This window comes from Stutzerimonas chloritidismutans (assembly GCF_038562055.1).
In the GTDB taxonomy this organism is placed as follows: Bacteria; Pseudomonadota; Gammaproteobacteria; order Pseudomonadales; family Pseudomonadaceae; genus Stutzerimonas; species Stutzerimonas chloritidismutans_A.
This window is the reverse complement of record NZ_JBCFXD010000010.1, coordinates 27217-43819: the sequence shown is the minus strand read 5'-3', so window position 1 is coordinate 43819 and position 16603 is coordinate 27217. Positions and strand designations below refer to the sequence as shown.

Sequence of the window (16603 nt, the reverse complement as noted above, 5' to 3'; positions counted from 1 at the left end):
TGCGCTATCGATCGAGGGGCCCACTTATTGATAATAATTATCAACATCTATAGCATCTGCACCCCTGCTCGAAGCCTCCAAAGGAAATGCCTCAATGCGTCGACTTCTCGTGCCTGTGCTGTCGCTACAGGCGCTCGCCGCCACCGCTTACGCTGCCGAACAACCGGAATCAAACAACGAGCCCATCGCGCTTGAGCAGATGGAAGTCACCGCCACTGGGGCCGAGCGCGGTGATGGTCCGGTAGACGGCTACCGAGCAACCCGCACGGTCAGCGCGACGCGCACCGACACGCCGATTCATGAAATCCCGCAGTCGATCAGCGTCGTCCCAGGGCAGGTGATAGAAGACATCGGCGCCACCCGTCTTGAGGACGCCCTCGACTATGCCGGTGGTGTCGAGCGTGGCAATAACTTCGGCGGCCAGGGCCTGACCGAATTTCTGGTTCGGGGCTTCAGCTCCCAGGAGTTCTACCGCAATGGTTTCGCCATCAACCGCGGCTACCCCAACATGCCGGAGGCCGCGACCCTGGAGCGCATCGAAGTGCTGCGCGGCCCGGCCTCCATGCTGTATGGCCGCGGTGACCCAGGCGGCACTTTCAACATCGTCAGCAAGCAACCACAGGCTGAACAGCGGACCGTAGTGGGCACTCAGTTCAACACCGAAGGGCTGCGTCGCGGCACGCTGGACACCACCGGCGCCCTGGACGAGCAGGCCGAATTCACCTATCGCCTGAACCTGGTGGCCGAAGGCGCCGACAGCTTCCGCGACCATGTGGAAAGCGAGCGCTACAACGTCGCGCCCGTGCTGCGCTGGGACCTCAGCGAGGCTACAGCGATCATTCTGGAGGGTGACTACCTGCACAACCGTCACCCACTCGACCGCGGCGTCACGCGGTACGCCGACCAGCAAGGCCAGCTGCCTCGTGATCGCTTTCTCGGTGAGGAAAGCGCCGGCAAGTTCACCAACGAAAACGCCATGACCCAGCTGCGCATCGAGCACCTGTTGAATGATCAGTGGACGCTGCGCGGCGGCGTGCAATACCTCGACGGCAGCCTGGATGGCGGCGCGGTCGAGAACAACGGGCTGGCCGCTGACGGCCGCACTGTGGGACGTAATTACAGCGAACGCTGGCTGGAATGGAACGACTTCGCCGTCCAGGCCAATGCCGAAGGCCGCTTCAGCGCGCTGGGCGTCATGCATACGCTGCTGACCGGCGTCGAGTACGACGACTTCAATTACAACTCACGAATTGATCGTTCCGCTGCCGGCAACGGCGCCTTCCCACTCGACATCTACCAACCGGTCTATGGCCAGCCGCTGCCAGCCATCACCCGCACCACCACCTTCGATGACGAAGACCTGAAATCCTATGCTTTTTATATGCAGGATCAGGTCGAGCTGACCGAGCGCTTCACCCTGCAGCTGGGTGCGCGTCTGGAGCGCTTCGAGCAGAACTACCTCAACAAGCTTTCGCCCGCCGGCAGCTGGGAGCAGGCGCATAACGCCGTCTCGCCGCGCATTGGCGCCATCTACGACCTGACCGAGGCCTTGGCCGTCTACGCCAACGCCTCCCGCTCGTTCAAGCCCAACCGTGGCGCCGACCGCAGCAGCCAGGCATTTGACCCAGAAGAAGGCATCGCCTACGAAACCGGCATCAAGTACGAGTTGCCGGAACACAACCTGAGCGTGACGGCCGCACTGTTCCACATCACCAAGGAAAACGTGCTGACGGCTGATCCGGCAAACGTCGGCTCGCAGTCCTTCCAAGTGGCCGCAGGCGAGGTCCGCAGCCGCGGTTTCGATCTCAGCATTGCGGGCAACGTCACCCCTCAATGGCGCGTGATTGGTGGCTATGCCTACGTTGACGCTGAAGTCACCGAGAGCAACAGCGCCGCCATGCCAGTGGGCAGCCGTCTGGCCAACGTGCCGGAGCACAGCTTCAACCTGCTCGACACCTACGAATTCGACAACGGTGCACTGGACGGGCTGGGCCTGGGAGTCGGCGTCAAATACGTCAGTTCACGTAAAGGCAGCACCTCGAACACCGCTTTCGACATGGGCGCCTACACCGTGGTTGATCTGCTGGCCTACTACCCGCTCACCGACCGCATTCGCCTCAATCTCAACCTCGACAACGTCTTCGACGAGAAATACGACGAACGCGCCTGGGGCAACATCTGGGCCTATCCAGGTGCTCCCCGCACCCTGCAGGCCGGTATCTCCATCGAGTTGTAACCACCCGCCGTCTCTCGGAAAGCGGACTGCCGCTTTCCGAGACGACACAACGCCTGCCTTCACATGACGCTCAGCACGCACCACATAGCGTGAGATAGCGCTCGATCCGACATGCAGGCGTCATGGTGCCAGTGCCAAAAACCCCAGCCCGCGTTCAACTCGGCTATATACGATCAAGCGGGCTCAGTACGGCGAGGCCACCTCGATTTAGCACGTGTGTATAGATCATGGTTGTCTTGACGTCAGCGTGCCCGAGCAGCTCCTGCACCGTACGAATGTCCTGCCCGCTTTCCAACAGATGCGTCGCGAAGCTGTGACGCAGCGTATGCGGCGTTGCCAACTTGGCAATCCCCGATGCCGTTACCGCGCGCTTGAAGGCGCGCTGCACGCGCTTTTCATCCAGATGATGGCGGCGTACGGCCCCGCTGCGCGGGTCCACTGACAGTCCCGCCGCAGGGAATACATACTGCCAACCCCACTCCCAAGGGGCCTTGGGGTACTTTCGTGATAATGCGTCCGGGAGATAGACATCGCCCCCGCCCTCGGCCAATGCCTGTTGGTGCATCACCCGCACCCTCGCCAGGTGATGCCTGAGGGGCTCAATCACGCTTACAGGCAACACCGTCACACGATCCTTCTGCCCCTTACCGTCGCGAATAATGAGTTCGTTACGCGCAAAGTCCACGTCCTTCACCCGCAGCCGCAACGCCTCCATCAAGCGAAGCCCGGCGCCGTATAAGAGTCGAGCGACAAGGCCGACCTCCCCCTCAAGCAGGCTGAGGATCCGCTGCACTTCTTGAATAGACAGCACGACCGGCAGGCGCGCGGGTTTCTTGGCGCGCACTACCTCGCCAAGCCAGGGTAAATCCTGTTTGAGCACCTGCTTATAAAGAAACAGCAGCGCAGCAAGCGCTTGATTCTGCGTAGAAGCAGAAACGTCGCGGCGAACCGCAAGGTCAGAAAGAAAAACTTCCACTTCCGCAGCACCCATCTCAAGCGGGTGCTTATAGTTATGAAACCGTACGTAGCGCTTGATCCACTCGCAATAGACACGTTCAGTTCTTATCGAGTAGTGTTTCAGCCTGATCTGGTCGCGAACCTGATCGAGCAATCGCGGCTTTCCGTCCATGGGGTATAACTCCCTTATACCGTCATCATCCCTTTGGAAGGCCCAGCCTAGACAAGGAGCGCAACTATGGCAAGGAACGTTATCCACCAGTCCCGTCGGGCGTCTTATACACCACTTGGTGTCTAATTATAGTTAGCCGCCCTTATGACTTACAGAGTTACTCAAAAGGAAATTGAGCAGGTCTCAGCACTTGATGGCCCGGCTCGGTATGCACATTTCATAAAGCGAGTTACAGACTGGGAGCAGGTGTGGGGGCTTCATACTACAGGCGGGTGGGCCTCAGCTGGCAGCGAAGGAGTAGAAGCCTTTCCGCTGTGGCCGCATCCAGAATATGCCAAGCTCCAAGCACAAGGTCAGTGGCAAAATTATGTGCCGGAGCCTATTGAGCTAGAAGCCTTCTTAGGTGAGTGGTTGCCGGACATGCAAGATGAACTCGTTCAGCTCGCAGTCTTTCCAGTCGGAAACTTCCAGGCAGTCATAGTCCCCGCCAGCCAATTGCTTCAAGACATAAAAGCAGAACTACAAAATTATGAGTAACGGCTAACAATGCGCTCAACTATCGCTCACTTCGTTCGCTGGACGTCCAAAAGCTGCGCTTTTGGCCGCCCGTTAGCTTAATCGTTAGGCACCAAGAACGGACTCAGCATTTCAATATGAATATTGCGCAACTACACCATATCCTGCACCCAAAGCTCGGGCCTTACTCCGGTAACGGTTTGTCATATCAACACCCGCTAAGCACAGACATGTACATAACCATAAACAAGCAGACCGAAAAAAATTGGATTGTTTTACTTTTTGAGCGAGGTCAGAAAATCTCAGAAAACCGCTTCAAGTCCGAGACACTTGCATGTGACGACGTATTAAAAATCGTGCGTCAGAGTTAAGTTTTTTGCCAAGGGTTATTAGAGCGTAAAGCTAAAGGCGTAATCTTTGAGTGGAAACCACAGGGCAATTATTGAGCCTAACAACTGGTTCAAATCGTTCGCTTCGCTCACTGGGACGGGCTAAAGCCCGCCCCTTAACCAAACGTTAAGCTGCGCTATGATTCAGTGCCATTGGAGGGCCGAAAATTGCCATTAATTACATTTCTACTAGGTTCAATTCTTTTTCTGCCCAACTATGCAATCGCTCTTGAAGAACGACTACAAACTGAAAAACAATTCAAACCGTTTCAAGTATTTACAAACACTAGAAGATCAAGCAAATCCAGCAAGTTTCTTTCTATAGCCGGGTTAGTGCTGTGCTCTATTGGCACAGCACTTCATGTAATAACAAACAATACAACTGCAGTCTCACACGATGACAAAACAAAAATTGTAATCGCATTCATTCTAATATTTAGCGCCTTAACTCATGGTCATCTTAGAGAAAAAGCCTGCCGCAACACTGAACAAGAGCCCAACACTACACTCGTTTCAATTTCATCCAAATCAGCTTGGTGCTATAGCTTACTCAGCGCAGCCAGAGAAATCGGCTTCATATTTTTATTTCTACACATAGTGATCCTTGCAAAAAATACAATTCATTAACCGTGCTCGAATTCAACCACTGCCTAACAACTGGTTCAAATCGTTCGCTTCGCTCACTGGGACAGGCTAAAACCCGCCCCTTAACCAAACGTTAGATTGCAGGAGTCTCCTGATGCCTTGGTTCGAGCTCGGAATACGAACTACTGCAGCACTTGCTGGAATAACGGCAGCATTGGTCCTCTACACACATACTCTGCTGCTGTTAGGCAGCCGCCTCAATGGGGCAAAGAAAATAACAGCAAGCGTAGCCGCGTATCTTCTCCTTGCAGGTGCCATCGGAGCAGGTCTTTTATACATTCTCGACTCCTCGCCCGATGGCTTGACCCTTAAAAGCTGGTCGTACTTGGCCACAGTCATGGCAGCATGGGTGCTTGTCGTTACACCAGGCATTCTGTATCTGCGCAATTACATGGCAAGACTGCAATCTATGGGCTACTTTCTGGCAAGGTGGTAAGCGAACATGCTATCTAACAAGTCGCTCAACACCGTTCGCTTCTCTCACCGGACTCGCAAAAGCTCTGCTTTTGCTCGCCTGTTAGCTTAATCGTTAGCTGTAAATGGAGGTTCGAATGCTAGAATCATTTGCATCTTATTTATCAACAGACTCGGGGAAAGTAGTTATTCCTGCATTAATTGGCGCCATCACTGCCATTGTAATTACGGTGCTTAAAGACTTTATACTTTATGAGCTCAGAGAATCTAAGAAGGAAAAGAAAGCTTTAATTGATAAAAAGCTTTCAGCACTATATGGCCCCATGTATACGGTAATAGTGTCAGCCAATCAAACATTACCAACATTTTTTATCGATAAATCTAATTACAAAAACTTTGTTGCCCACCAACATTTACTTAGTTCTGAACTACAGAGCATGATTGACGAATGCTTATCATTAGGTGATGGAACTTTTGAAAACCCCACAGCTAAAATTAATGATCTTCCTAAGGTCCTAGAAATAAGTGGAAAATTCAAGGTTCAGTTAAAAAAAGAAATGGATAGTATGCGTAAAAATTACAGCTAACAAATTACTCAAAAGGACGCAAAATTCTTGGCTTGCGCTCCTTCGTCGCTAATTTTAGCCAAGCATTTATGCGCCTATTAGTAAGGCGTTAGAAGTTATCGTTCGATGCCGTGCGAGAATTGCGTCGATCTTTGTGTTCGCTACTGAATTCGGCAGCCGAGCGATTTTCTTAAATTAATAAAAATCGCCAAGCAAAACGTGGATGACGGCACAACAGTCGAACTGCCAGACCTCGAATCAATAAATCAAAATTCATTTGCAGCTGTAGCATCGAACGAATCATGGGGCGACATTGTTGAATATAACTTTTGTTGTTCAAATTGCGGTGAGCGCTTTTCCCTCCACGCCGAGACATATCACGGTAGCGGCGGTTATTGGGAGCCACAAATAAGTCATCCGTGCGCGCAGAACCTTTAATTACTGGTTCAAACCGCTCGCTTCGCTCACTCGGGACCCGCTAAAGCCCGCCCCTTAACCAAACGTTAGCCGTCTTTCGATAATTAATGGAGTTATCATGGAATTTAAGAATACAGATGTCGGTAGCATTTTACGTATTAGACGTAATTTAACCATTCCAGAAGTAGGTCCACAGAGTGCCGAATGCTGTGGAAGAATTTACGAGAAAGCAGAAGAAATAGGAGCGTGTGTTGTTGGTCCTTGGCACTTTATTTCGCACGGGCTCCCAAAAGATATTGAAACTATTTTTACAGTGGATTTTTGCCTTCCTGTTTCAGAAATCAAACAAGTACCAAGTGGTGATGACATAGTATTAGACACAGTCACTGAGTTTTACTGCGCAAGTCGTACTTACGAAGGTAGTTTGCATCAATTATTCGAGATGGGTTATCAACCACTTTTAGAAGAAATTAACGCCGTAAACTTGGAATGTTCCGGGGAAAGCCGAGAGGTTTACCATACATGGGACGGGCCAGATTCAGAAAATAATGTCGTGGAAATCCAGTTTGGCCTAGCTCCAAGTCCAAAAAGCTAACAAAATGTTTAAGACGGATTTACAACGCTTGGCATTTTCAGTTTGATTCAGCTTTAGTGTGTACGTCACAATCGGTTATGTTGGGTGGTCGCGTTGTTCGCCACTTAACGCGGCGTTAGGCGTTCTTTCTTTTTAAGGCTGGTACATACATGGAAGTTCGCATTGCCGCCGCGTGTTTGTTTTTCAATACGCATCCGCTGCGGCTGCTTGAAGCCCGTCGTCAGTGCGTGCCTTGGCTCCAGGTCCGGGGACGAGAGGCATGCAGCCGTGTGAATCAGTCGGTACGCACTGGCTTGGAGATCGTAAGCAGTTCGGCCACTATGCGGCATCGCACTGCGGCGGGAACGTCACTCCACAGCCTAACAAGCGGTTCAAGCTGGCCTCTAACCATTCGTTATGACTTTTCATGCTGACACCAGCGGTACACGCTTTACTTGAGGCTGTTCCAGCTCTGAAACCGCTGCCTATTCGCCGGAGCATTATCAGTATTTTCGCCTTCCTCAGGCGGATTGACACATTTACCGAGCTAGCAAATAAACAGTGGTATACATAGACTAATCTCACCAGAGCTAACCACGGAGATTTTGACGTTTCTTAAACTTATCCGCAGCTCATATTCCCCACTGGTCGCCTTTGGTCGAGGCTATAACATGACGTTCAATGATGAGGAAAAGGCGTCACTGGAATTATTTAAACATTACAGTGGTATACGCTTTCTGTTGTTGCCCTTGTTTTTTACCACCATGGGCTCAACGGCTATAGCGTACTGGACGGTGATCTCGGGCCCTGTGCAAGTACTTGAATTGACGCTATCAATTTCGCTCGCAGGTATGTTGTTGTCGCTCTTCTTCTGCGTTTACGAGATACGTTTGAGTCTAGCGCTGCTCAAGATGTCCAACTTGCTGCCAACCGCGTTGGCGCCGCTACGGCACGGACGAGTTTGGGGGTGGGTGACCACTGTCACGCTTCTGTTGTATGGCGCGCCCTTTGTCTTCTGGTCCTGGCGGGCGTGGGCTGACTTCTGGACTTGACCGAGCGCTGACTCCACTGGCCACAAGGATTGGCCGGTTGACCGCTGGCGGAGTGCGCAGCCCAGAAATTCAAGCCTGCTCGTCCTGGGATATACATTGGGTTCTGGCCGCGATGATTGTGCGACTGGCCCAGTGCCAGCCTGGGAGCTCCTGCTCTCAGGCTGGCCGAGGCGCCATGGTTAGTTGCTGCTCTGGGTTTTCTGGCTGCCCTGCTTCTGTTGACCTTGCTGACTTTGGTCTTGAAGCACGACGATTGATTCGGCGTTTAGCTTGCGATCACCGATCGCGCCGCTGCCCAGGTTGCCGGCAACGGATACGGTGTCACCCGTTTCAACCTTCTGACGCCCCTCACTGTCGAGCGGATTGTTCTTCATGCCGCTGGTATCTACGGTGAACTCAAGATCCCCCGTATTGATGGTGAACTGGCGATCTTTCACGCTTTTCACGGTCCCGGTAAGCACCAGGTCACCCACCACGACGGGAGTTACCGGCGTTACGTCCATTACCGTAAATGTGGTCATATCGGTGCTCGGCGAAGAGTAGTAATAGGTTGCCGGGTCGTTAATGAAGACGCTGTCTGCCTCGATTGAGGCATCGACGAAGAAGTGTTGTTCGACGCGCCCGTAAACCGTCACCTCATCACCGGTAATCAGATCGGGTTGATTGCCTTGCCAGCCCATATCGTCCATCTCGACGCTGATTTGCCCGTTACCGTAATTGAGCGTGAACTCGTCATCCTCGGCGGCTAAAACCGTACCGCTGATGGATACGTATGTATCGTCTGGCTGAAGCTTCGGCATTTGCGCCATTGCTGGGGCAGCGATGAGCGCCGAGGCCAGTAGGCTGAGAGCGAATGCAGATGTTTTCACAATGCTTCCTCCAAGTTGAGTGGGATAGAAGGCGCCATTGATGGCCCCTTACCAATCACGACAAATGCAACTTTTTAAAAGTTCAGCGGCCTCGTTTGAACCGGCCCAGTACGCGCAGTCTTAAATGACGCACTCACTGATTCACCTAGTTATCCGACATTTCTCATACATCGGCGTTTGAGCGCGAGCATTCTGGCTTATGAGGGCTGAATGCTCGCGCAGGAAGGGCTTCGTTTTGTTCGCATGAACAAGCGCCTCGTCGAAGCAAGTGAACTTCCACCCCCACGGCGCGATCCCCATTTATGCACAGTCAGAGCGTTTCAGGCAGCAGGCGCATCCGCGCGATGCATCAGGCTTGGATCGCCCAGCGATGAGGATGCCTCCGTGACCGTTATCACCCACAGCACGCACCACACGACGCACAGTATTTCCCATCATGTACCGAACCCGATTCACGCGACGTTGCTTGCAGGGACCGTTCCTCTGTTTCTTGGCGGCCTGCTAACTGATATCGCCTACTTCCAGACCTATGAGATTCAGTGGACAAACTTCGCCTCATGGCTGATCGCCGGAGGCCTGGTTTTCTGTGGGTTGGCGATCCTGTTCGCGCTGGTCAACCTGGTCAAAGCGACCCACAAGCAAGGTAGGCCTTTGATCTACTTTTTGTTATTGGTCGCCACCTGGGTGCTGGGCTTTTTCAACGCCCTCGTCCACGCCAAGGATGCCTGGGCGAGCATGCCATCCGGCCTGGTTCTATCGGTGATCGTCACCGTTCTGGCCTGCGCGGCGACCTGGATCGGCTTTACCAATCTACGTTCGGGAGGTGAAGCATGAAGTATGCAGGCCCAATGAGCGCCCTGACCGTGGCGCTGCTTTTGAGCGCCTGTGGCGGCGCGGATCAGGACATCGCGCTCGTGAAAGGCGAGAACCCGAAGCTCGACGAGCCACAACGCGGGCTGCTGCCCAGCATGACGATTGCGGACCCGGTCGGCTGGGGCGATAAAAAGCCTACGGTCCCCGAGGGCTTCACGGTCAGTGCGATCGCAACCGATCTGCAGATCCCTCGTCAGACGCTGGTCTTGCCGAACGGGGACATCATCGTGGCCGAAGGCCGCGGAGGCAATGCGTCCAAGCTCAGGCCAAAAGATGTGATCGCCGGCTATATCAAGGCAAAGGGGACCACTTCAGTCAAAAGTGGCAACCGCCTGACCTTACTACGTGATGCTGACGGCGACGGCGTGTATGAATTGCAGAAGGTGTTTGCGGACGGCCTCAATGCGCCCTATGGCTTGGCCCTGGCCAACGGCAACCTGTACGTTGCCAATCAGGATGCGCTGGTGCGCTTCACCTATGAGGATGGACAGACCGAAGCCAGCGGCGAGCCGGTGAAGGTCACCGACTTGCCCTATCGGATCAATCACCACTGGACCAAAGCCCTGACGGCGAGCCCGGACGGACGCTTTCTGTATGTCGGCATCGGCTCGAACAGCAACATCACCGAACGTGGCATGGAGGCTGAGGTTGACCGCGCGATGATCTGGCAGATCGATGCGGAAACTGGCGCCCACAAGCCCTACGCCACAGGGCTGCGCAACCCGACGGCATTGACTATACGGCCCGGCACAGACCAGCTGTGGGCAGTGGTCAACGAGCGGGACGAGCTCGGACCTAACCTGGTTCCCGACTACCTCACCTCGGTACAAGAAGGCGGCTTCTACGGCTGGCCCTACAGCTACTGGGGCCAGCATGTGGACGAGCGCGTCCGCCCCCAGAACCCAGATCTGGTCGCCGCCGCGATCAAGCCGGACTATGCGCTGGGCCCGCACGTGGCGGCACTGGGTGTGGACTTCTCCTCGCCGGTCATGGGTGAGAAGTTTGCCGAGGGCGCATTCGTTGGCGAGCACGGCAGCTGGAACCGCGAAGATCCCTCTGGTTATCAGGTGGTGTTCGTGCCGTTCCGCAATGGCCGACCCACGGGCGAGCCGGTTGATTTCGTGACGGGCTTTCGGACGGCCGAAGGCACGCATGGTCGGCCGGTGGGCGTAACGGTCGATCCGAAAGGTGCACTCATCGTCGCGGACGACCTGGCCAACATCGTGTGGCGGGTAAGCCGAACGCAGTAAGGTCAACGAACGGCCGCGCTGAGCGATAGGCCCGGCGCAGGCCCAGCACTGCTCAATGGCCCCAGTGCGGTTTCGCTGGGGCCTGATTGTAGGAGTCAGAAGGCGATGAAACAGCTTTCTTTGAAGATTGTTAGCGCCATGGCTGCAGGTGCGGCTTCGTTCGCTATCGCCGCCCCCGCGGCGGTTGAAAAGAGCCAATGGCCGTTCAGCGTGACGCCTCGAGCAAACTTTGCCGAACCCTGGGCGATGACCTTCCTGCCGGACGGTACGGCGCTGGTCACGGAGAAACGGGGCGCGCTCAAGCACATCGACGTTGAAACCGGGGCGGTTCACGAAATCAACGGCGTGCCAGAGGTGGCCTACGGCGGTCAGGGCGGGCTCGGTGACGTCATCCTCCATCCGGATTTCGCACAAAACAACGTCATCTACCTCAGTTACGCCGAGCATGGCGAGGACGGCAACCGGGGCGCAGCCGTTGCCCGCGCAACCCTGAAACGCGGCGCCGACGGCGGCGAGCTGCTAGACACGCAAGTGATCTGGCGGCAGTCGCCCAAGGTATCCGGCAAAGGCCATTATGGACATCGCCTGGCGTTCGGCCCGGAGGGCAAGTTGTGGATCACCTCCGGCGAGCGACAGAAATTCACGCCCGCACAGGACATGAACGCCAATCTCGGCAAAGTGATTCGCCTGAACGACGACGGCAGCGTGCCTGCCGACAATCCATTCGCTGATCAAGGTGGGGTGACGGCCCAGATCTGGTCACTCGGGCATCGCAATCCGCTGGGGATCGCCTTCGACGCACAAGGGCGGCTGTGGGAACACGAGATGGGCCCGGAAGGCGGCGACGAATTCAACCTGATCCAAAAAGGCGGCAACTACGGCTATCCGGAAGTTTCCAACGGCAACCACTATGGCGGGCGCCCGATTCCAGATCACGACACGCGTCCTGAATTCATCGCACCCAAGGTTTCCTGGACACCCGTAATCTCCCCTGCCGGTTTGGTGATCTACAGCGGTGAGCGGTTCGCTGACTGGCAAGGCGACGCCCTACTGGGCGGGCTGTCCTCGGAAGGGTTGGTGCGGGTTACCTTGAACGGTGATGAGGCCAGCGAGGCGGCGCGGTACAACATGAAAGCCCGCATCCGCGAAGTCGAGCAAGGCCCGGCCGGCAGCGTCTGGTTGCTGGAGGATGGCGACAGGGGGCGGTTGCTGGAGCTGCAGCCTAAGTAGTCCGGATGACAGCGCCGCCGTGGGTGGCGGCGCGGCTGTCGCATGGCTTCAGCGCAGCGCTTGGTGGCCTCCAGATTTCGTTTGCAGCATCAGCTCTGACGAGCCCTCTTGATCCGGTGATCCCAGCGACGCTTGGCGAAGCGCCGCATGTTAGGAATGTCATCGGTTTCATCCATGATCGGCTTGCCGATGATGGTTTCCATGATGTCTTCCAGCGTGACCAGCCCGCGCCAGCTACCAAATTCGTCGTATACCAGGCACATGTGCTGGCGCTCGTGGAGCAACTGGGTCATGAGGTTTTCGACGCTTGTCATTTCAGGCGCCACCCGCAGCGGCTTCATGATCGTCGAAACCGGGGCCTGGTCGTCCGGCGCGGCCAAGGCGTCATAACGGAACACCAAACCCAACGGGCCTTCGTCATCGCCAATGACCGGGTAGCGCGAAAACTGGCTGTCAGCGACCTTTTCCTTGAACGCTTCGATGGTGGTATCCGGCGAGGTGTAATCGCAGACCGTGCGCGGCGTCATCACATCGCGAACCTTGATTTCGTGCAGGTCGAGGATATTTCGGATGACGCGCTCCTCGTCCTCATCAAGGCTCTTGTTCTCGCGGCCAAGCACGGTCAGGGCTTTGATTTCCTGACGGATATCGTGCTCAGGCTCCTTGCCGCCAACGAGCCGCATGATCATGTCCGACATGAAGATGAAGGGTTTGAGGACCCAGATCATGCCATTGAGAATCGGTGGCAGGAACGGCGCCAGGGTGCGCCAGTAGCGGGCGCCAATGGTCTTGGGGAGTATCTCGGACAGCACCAGGATCAGCACCGTCATCAATGCCGACGCGATACCCACATAGCCGTTGCCGAACACCACGGTGACCTGCGCACCGACACCCGTCGCGCCGACGGTGTGGGCCACGGTGTTGAGCGTCAGGATGGCAGCCAGCGGTTGATCGACCTTGTCTTTCAGTTCTTTCAGACGTTCATAAAGCTTCGGACGAGACGCCTTCTGATGGGCGATGAAGCTGGGCGTTAGTGACAGCAGCGCAGCCTCGAGTATCGAGCAGATGAATGAAACGAGGATGGATAAGACAGCGAACGCTATCAGGAGGGTCATGTAAGAGAGGTTTCGTTGCTAATGGCAGACCAATTTACAGCAAAGCAGGCAATCGTTAGCCGCAACCGGCGAGCGGCTTGCAACATTTGATTTCCCCCCAACCGTTTTAACGCTCACGTCAGGACGCCGAATTCGAGGCCACGCCACCCTCCGGGAGTTCATTGCCGGTCGTTGAGGGCGGCGAGCAATGCGAACCTATCGGTTTGTGGCCCCCCAACTTGTTCGCGAACAGCGTCCTCGGCTAGGGTGCGCCCTTCGAAAAGACCGCCATTGAGGAGCATACGAATTGATCAGAACAGGGATGTTGGCGTTGGGTCTGCTAGGGGCACTCACGGCGCAAGCGGCCGAACAACGGGTCTATCTTGTGGCTACGATGCAACTGGATGGCTCGAGCCTGGCGCAGAGCATTTTTTTGCACGAACCCGTCATCACCGACCTGGACGGCTGCATCGCAGCGGTGCGCGAGGGCCAGCGCGCCCGCGACTGGCAGAAATACCACCATGTGTTCCGGAGCGACCGTCTCAAGGGATTTTCCGGCCATATGCAATACCGCTGCGCCTTGAGCGATCTCCGGTTCAACATCTGGCGAGACGGGCCCCGCTACAACCGGCCGTACCTGATCAGCGTTGACGAACATGCCATGCTCAGCGCAGCGCGAACGTCGAGTCAGGCCCAATGCATGACTCAACTGCGGGCACTTGCGCCTTCCAAACAAGCGCAGAGCTTTTGCGCCATGAGCAACCAGGACCTCATGCCCTGAGCCGCCAGGCTTTACGGCCGGGCGGTGGGTCAGTGTCCTATTCCGGCTGGTAGCTGCCCGGCACCGGCGCGAAGGACACACCAAAGCGGTTCCAGGCGTTGATCGTCGCGATCACTAGCGTGAGGTTGACCAGTTGCGCCTCGGAAAACTGCTGGCGCAGCTCGTCGTACAGGGCTTGCTCGATACCGTTTGGCAAAAGCGTATTGGCCTCGGCCCAGGCCAACGCCGCGCGCTCTCGCTCAGTGAAAAACGGCGTTTCGCGCCAGGCATTCAAGGCATAGATGCGCTGCTCGGTCTCGCCGATGGCGCGGGCGTCTTTGGTGTGCATGTCGATGCAGAACGCGCAGCGATTGATCTGTGAGACGCGAATCTTCACCAGCTCCATCAACGGTTTGTCGATCCCGTCTTCGCGGCGGCTTTGCCGTGCCAGATAGGTTTCCAGCCCCATCATGGCGGTCATTACGTCGGGGGCGGCGGTCTGGTAGTTCATGCGCATTGGAGTCACTCCTCGGTTTGAATGTGCAACCAAAGCTACGCAGCTGCCATGCTGCGCTATTGTAGATTTTCGACATCTTCCAACGGGCCCCTCATGTCCGATTCCGTCCACGGCCGCCTGCCCTCCCTTCAGGGTTTCATCACACGCCCGCCAAGCCCGACGTTGGCTGCGTACGTGCAACGTTTCTGGTGGGTGGAAGGCGACGGCTCGCAGACCTTCGACGAGCAGATGCTGCACCCGGACGGCGGCAGTGGCGTCATCTTCAACTTCGCCGACCCGTTGAATTTTGATGGCACGCCACGCAGGCCACGGACTTTGATCGCCGGCCCTCAGCTGGCCAGCAGCCGCCTGCAGTTGGTCGGTCAGGTGAGGATGATGGGCGTGCGCTTCAGTCCCGGCATGGGCGCCGCGATGTTCGGTATCGGCCTTGACGAACTGGCCGGATTCCACGACGCCGACTGGCCCAGCCTTGGACTCGCGCGCCTGGTCGATCAGCTAGCCGAACTGGAACGGGGCGCGCAGCAGGCGGTGGTCGAGCGCGAATTGCTCAGGCGCCTCCCTGCAAGCCAGACGCATCGCACCCCAGTGCAACAGCTGCTGACGCAGATCGCCGCCGAGGGCGGCCGTGCGCGTCTGGCCGATCTGTTCCAGAGCGTACCGCTCGGCCAGCGGCAGCTTGAGCGTCTGTTCCGTCATCAGGTGGGAATGACGCCCAAGCAGTTCAGCCGCATCCAACGCGTGGCGCTGGTGCGTAATCAGCTACGCACCGACCAGCCGCTGCTCGATACCGCCTTGGCCTGCGGCTACAGCGACCAGGCGCATTTCATCCATGACTTCAAAAGCGTGGTCGGTATGACGCCGGGGCAGTATCGCTTGCGCACCAAGAACAGCTGAGTCCAAGGCGCAATCTAGGCAGCGCCGTGCATGCGCCACATTCCCCGCCCCCAGATGCAGACCCCTTAGCCAACCGGGCCGAGCCGCGGGCCATCTGGCAAGATCCGTGGGAACCCTGTCATTGCGACGGCGGCGCGTCCGCCGCAGACTGCAGGCATCTACCCTGAGTATCGCGCCATGAACGCCACCCGCACCGTCGCCTGTCTGATTTACCCGGATGTGATGAGCCTGGATGTCACCGGACCGATGCAGGTATTTGCCTCGGCCAACGTCGAGCAGCAGCGACAAGGTCTGCCGCAGCATTACAAGCTCCTCTTGCTGGGCGCCAGCGTCGGCCCGGTCGCGACCTCTGCAGGTCTGCAGTTCGTGGCGGACGCTAGCTGGGTCGGGTGCGACCCAGCCGCGCTGGATACCCTGCTGATCCCCGGCGGTTTTGGCGTGGATACGCAGAAACGAGACCAGGCGCTGCTCGACTGGCTGCGGTTCGCCGAACCCCAAGTACGACGCCTGGGCTCAGTCTGTTCCGGCGCGCTGATCCTGGCCGAGGCGGGGCTGTTCGACGGGCGCAAGGCGACCACGCACTGGGCAGACCTCGCGGCGTTGGGCGAGTACCCGGCCATTGAGGTGCAGGGTGATCGCTTGCACACCTACGATCCGGCCGATCCGCAGGGGGCGCATCTGTTCAGCTCGGCGGGCGTCACCGCTGGCATCGACCTGGCGCTGGCTCTGGTCGAGGCCGATCTCGGTCGTGCGCGGGCTTTGGCCGTTGCCCAACGCCTGGTGATGTTTTTGCGTCGGCCCGGCGGTCAGACTCAGTTCAGCACCTTGCTGACCGCACCGAACGGCAGCGTGGCGCGTCTTGCCGCGCTGCTGGAATGGATTCCCGGGCACCTGGGCGACGACCTGTCCATCGAGGCGCTGGCCACCCAGGCGCATATGACCCCGCGCACCCTGTGTCGCCTGTTCAGCCAGGAAACCGGCATGGGCCCTGGTCAGTACATCGAACGGGTGCGTCTGGAGGCGGCGCGCAACCTGCTGCTCGATGCCCAGGCCTCGATCGCGACGGTGGCGCGGCTGACCGGGTTCGGCCACCCGGAAAACCTAAGGCGCAGTTTCCAGAAACACCTGTCGGTCAGCCCGAGAGAGTTTTACCAACGCTTCGGCTGACCCTCGCCCGA

16 protein-coding genes are annotated in these 16603 nt (G+C 56.9%); 12 read left to right on the top strand and 4 right to left on the bottom strand.

Features of this window, described 5'->3' with window-relative positions:
- Window positions 1-94 precede the first annotated feature (94 nt).
- Window positions 95-2236: a TonB-dependent siderophore receptor gene (locus AAGW23_RS15435; protein ID WP_342407253.1), complete on the top strand. Its 2142-nt coding sequence runs from the start codon at window positions 95-97 to the stop codon at window positions 2234-2236.
- A 163-nt stretch (window positions 2237-2399) separates the two neighbouring features.
- On the opposite strand, the gene AAGW23_RS15430 is transcribed toward AAGW23_RS15435, so the two are convergent.
- Window positions 2400-3365 carry an integron integrase gene (locus AAGW23_RS15430; protein ID WP_342407252.1) on the bottom strand — a complete coding sequence of 322 codons (966 nt, stop codon included), beginning with the start codon at window positions 3363-3365 and terminating at the stop codon, window positions 2400-2402.
- 144 nt (window positions 3366-3509) lie between these two features.
- Between AAGW23_RS15430 and AAGW23_RS15425 the strand changes: the two genes are divergently transcribed.
- The 5 genes from AAGW23_RS15425 to AAGW23_RS15405 all read left to right on the top strand — a co-directional run bounded on the left by AAGW23_RS15425 (window position 3510) and on the right by AAGW23_RS15405 (window position 7938).
- Window positions 3510-3902 (top strand): DUF2750 domain-containing protein, encoded by a 393-nt coding sequence (locus AAGW23_RS15425; protein ID WP_342407251.1) that lies wholly within the window; start codon window positions 3510-3512, stop codon window positions 3900-3902.
- 1107 nt (window positions 3903-5009) lie between these two features.
- Window positions 5010-5351, top strand: coding sequence for a hypothetical protein (locus tag AAGW23_RS15420; RefSeq protein WP_342407250.1), 342 nt, complete (start codon window positions 5010-5012; stop codon window positions 5349-5351).
- Window positions 5352-5466: 115 nt separating this feature from the next.
- Window positions 5467-5916, top strand: a complete 450-nt coding sequence (locus AAGW23_RS15415) for a hypothetical protein (protein ID WP_342407249.1) — start codon at window positions 5467-5469, stop codon at window positions 5914-5916.
- 514 nt (window positions 5917-6430) lie between these two features.
- Window positions 6431-6907 (top strand): AraC family transcriptional regulator, encoded by a 477-nt coding sequence (locus AAGW23_RS15410; RefSeq protein ID WP_342407248.1) that lies wholly within the window; start codon window positions 6431-6433, stop codon window positions 6905-6907.
- 650 nt (window positions 6908-7557) lie between these two features.
- Window positions 7558-7938, top strand: a complete 381-nt coding sequence (locus tag AAGW23_RS15405) for a hypothetical protein (protein ID WP_342407247.1) — start codon at window positions 7558-7560, stop codon at window positions 7936-7938.
- A 179-nt stretch (window positions 7939-8117) separates the two neighbouring features.
- On the opposite strand, the gene AAGW23_RS15400 is transcribed toward AAGW23_RS15405, so the two are convergent.
- Complete coding sequence (locus AAGW23_RS15400) at window positions 8118-8807, bottom strand: NirD/YgiW/YdeI family stress tolerance protein (protein ID WP_342407246.1); 690 nt, start codon at window positions 8805-8807, stop codon at window positions 8118-8120.
- A 384-nt stretch (window positions 8808-9191) separates the two neighbouring features.
- Between AAGW23_RS15400 and AAGW23_RS15395 the strand changes: the two genes are divergently transcribed.
- From AAGW23_RS15395 to AAGW23_RS15385, 3 genes are all read left to right on the top strand, one after another.
- A complete protein-coding gene (locus AAGW23_RS15395) occupies window positions 9192-9641 on the top strand; it encodes a DUF2231 domain-containing protein (protein WP_425540834.1) in 450 nt (149 codons plus the stop codon).
- Entirely contained in the window at window positions 9638-10930 is a 1293-nt protein-coding gene (locus tag AAGW23_RS15390) for a sorbosone dehydrogenase family protein (RefSeq protein ID WP_342407245.1), read from the top strand. The genes AAGW23_RS15395 and AAGW23_RS15390 overlap by 4 nt, the downstream gene beginning before the upstream one ends.
- A 105-nt stretch (window positions 10931-11035) precedes the next feature.
- The gene (locus tag AAGW23_RS15385; RefSeq protein WP_342407244.1) at window positions 11036-12160 is read left to right on the top strand and encodes a PQQ-dependent sugar dehydrogenase; all 1125 of its coding nucleotides are present in this window, start codon (window positions 11036-11038) and stop codon (window positions 12158-12160) included.
- Window positions 12161-12249: 89 nt separating this feature from the next.
- Here the strand turns inward: AAGW23_RS15385 and AAGW23_RS15380 are convergent, their stop codons facing one another.
- A complete protein-coding gene (locus tag AAGW23_RS15380; RefSeq protein ID WP_342407243.1) occupies window positions 12250-13275 on the bottom strand; it encodes a CNNM domain-containing protein in 1026 nt (341 codons plus the stop codon).
- A 301-nt stretch (window positions 13276-13576) separates the two neighbouring features.
- On the opposite strand from AAGW23_RS15380, the gene AAGW23_RS15375 reads away from it, so the two are divergent.
- Entirely contained in the window at window positions 13577-14035 is a 459-nt protein-coding gene (locus AAGW23_RS15375; RefSeq protein WP_342407376.1) for a hypothetical protein, read from the top strand.
- A 37-nt stretch (window positions 14036-14072) separates the two neighbouring features.
- Here AAGW23_RS15375 and AAGW23_RS15370 read toward each other — a convergent pair whose 3' ends face one another.
- Entirely contained in the window at window positions 14073-14531 is a 459-nt protein-coding gene (locus tag AAGW23_RS15370; RefSeq protein ID WP_342407242.1) for a carboxymuconolactone decarboxylase family protein, read from the bottom strand.
- A gap of 93 nt (window positions 14532-14624) precedes the next feature.
- On the opposite strand from AAGW23_RS15370, the gene AAGW23_RS15365 reads away from it, so the two are divergent.
- Complete coding sequence (locus AAGW23_RS15365; RefSeq protein WP_342407241.1) at window positions 14625-15425, top strand: helix-turn-helix transcriptional regulator; 801 nt, start codon at window positions 14625-14627, stop codon at window positions 15423-15425.
- Window positions 15426-15602: 177 nt separating this feature from the next.
- On the top strand, window positions 15603-16592 hold the full coding sequence (locus AAGW23_RS15360) for a GlxA family transcriptional regulator (RefSeq protein ID WP_342407240.1): 990 nt from the start codon (window positions 15603-15605) through the stop codon (window positions 16590-16592).
- The last annotated feature ends 11 nt before the right edge of the window (window positions 16593-16603 follow it).

What these genes read in the sequence shown, in the direction of transcription:
- AAGW23_RS15410 (WP_342407248.1), top strand. Translation starts at nt 6,431, where the DNA reads ATGGAATTTAAGAATACAGATGTCGGTAGCATTTTACGTATTAGACGT.
- AAGW23_RS15365 (WP_342407241.1), top strand. Translation starts at nt 14,625, where the DNA reads ATGTCCGATTCCGTCCACGGCCGCCTGCCCTCCCTTCAGGGTTTCATC.
- AAGW23_RS15370 (WP_342407242.1), bottom strand. Translation starts at nt 14,531, where the DNA reads ATGCGCATGAACTACCAGACCGCCGCCCCCGACGTAATGACCGCCATG.
- AAGW23_RS15430 (WP_342407252.1), bottom strand. Translation starts at nt 3,365, where the DNA reads ATGGACGGAAAGCCGCGATTGCTCGATCAGGTTCGCGACCAGATCAGG.
- AAGW23_RS15415 (WP_342407249.1), top strand. Translation starts at nt 5,467, where the DNA reads ATGCTAGAATCATTTGCATCTTATTTATCAACAGACTCGGGGAAAGTA.
- AAGW23_RS15390 (WP_342407245.1), top strand. Translation starts at nt 9,638, where the DNA reads ATGAAGTATGCAGGCCCAATGAGCGCCCTGACCGTGGCGCTGCTTTTG.
- AAGW23_RS15435 (WP_342407253.1), top strand. Translation starts at nt 95, where the DNA reads ATGCGTCGACTTCTCGTGCCTGTGCTGTCGCTACAGGCGCTCGCCGCC.
- AAGW23_RS15385 (WP_342407244.1), top strand. Translation starts at nt 11,036, where the DNA reads ATGAAACAGCTTTCTTTGAAGATTGTTAGCGCCATGGCTGCAGGTGCG.
- AAGW23_RS15360 (WP_342407240.1), top strand. Translation starts at nt 15,603, where the DNA reads ATGAACGCCACCCGCACCGTCGCCTGTCTGATTTACCCGGATGTGATG.
- AAGW23_RS15425 (WP_342407251.1), top strand. Translation starts at nt 3,510, where the DNA reads ATGACTTACAGAGTTACTCAAAAGGAAATTGAGCAGGTCTCAGCACTT.
- AAGW23_RS15380 (WP_342407243.1), bottom strand. Translation starts at nt 13,275, where the DNA reads ATGACCCTCCTGATAGCGTTCGCTGTCTTATCCATCCTCGTTTCATTC.
- AAGW23_RS15420 (WP_342407250.1), top strand. Translation starts at nt 5,010, where the DNA reads ATGCCTTGGTTCGAGCTCGGAATACGAACTACTGCAGCACTTGCTGGA.
- AAGW23_RS15405 (WP_342407247.1), top strand. Translation starts at nt 7,558, where the DNA reads ATGACGTTCAATGATGAGGAAAAGGCGTCACTGGAATTATTTAAACAT.
- AAGW23_RS15375 (WP_342407376.1), top strand. Translation starts at nt 13,577, where the DNA reads ATGTTGGCGTTGGGTCTGCTAGGGGCACTCACGGCGCAAGCGGCCGAA.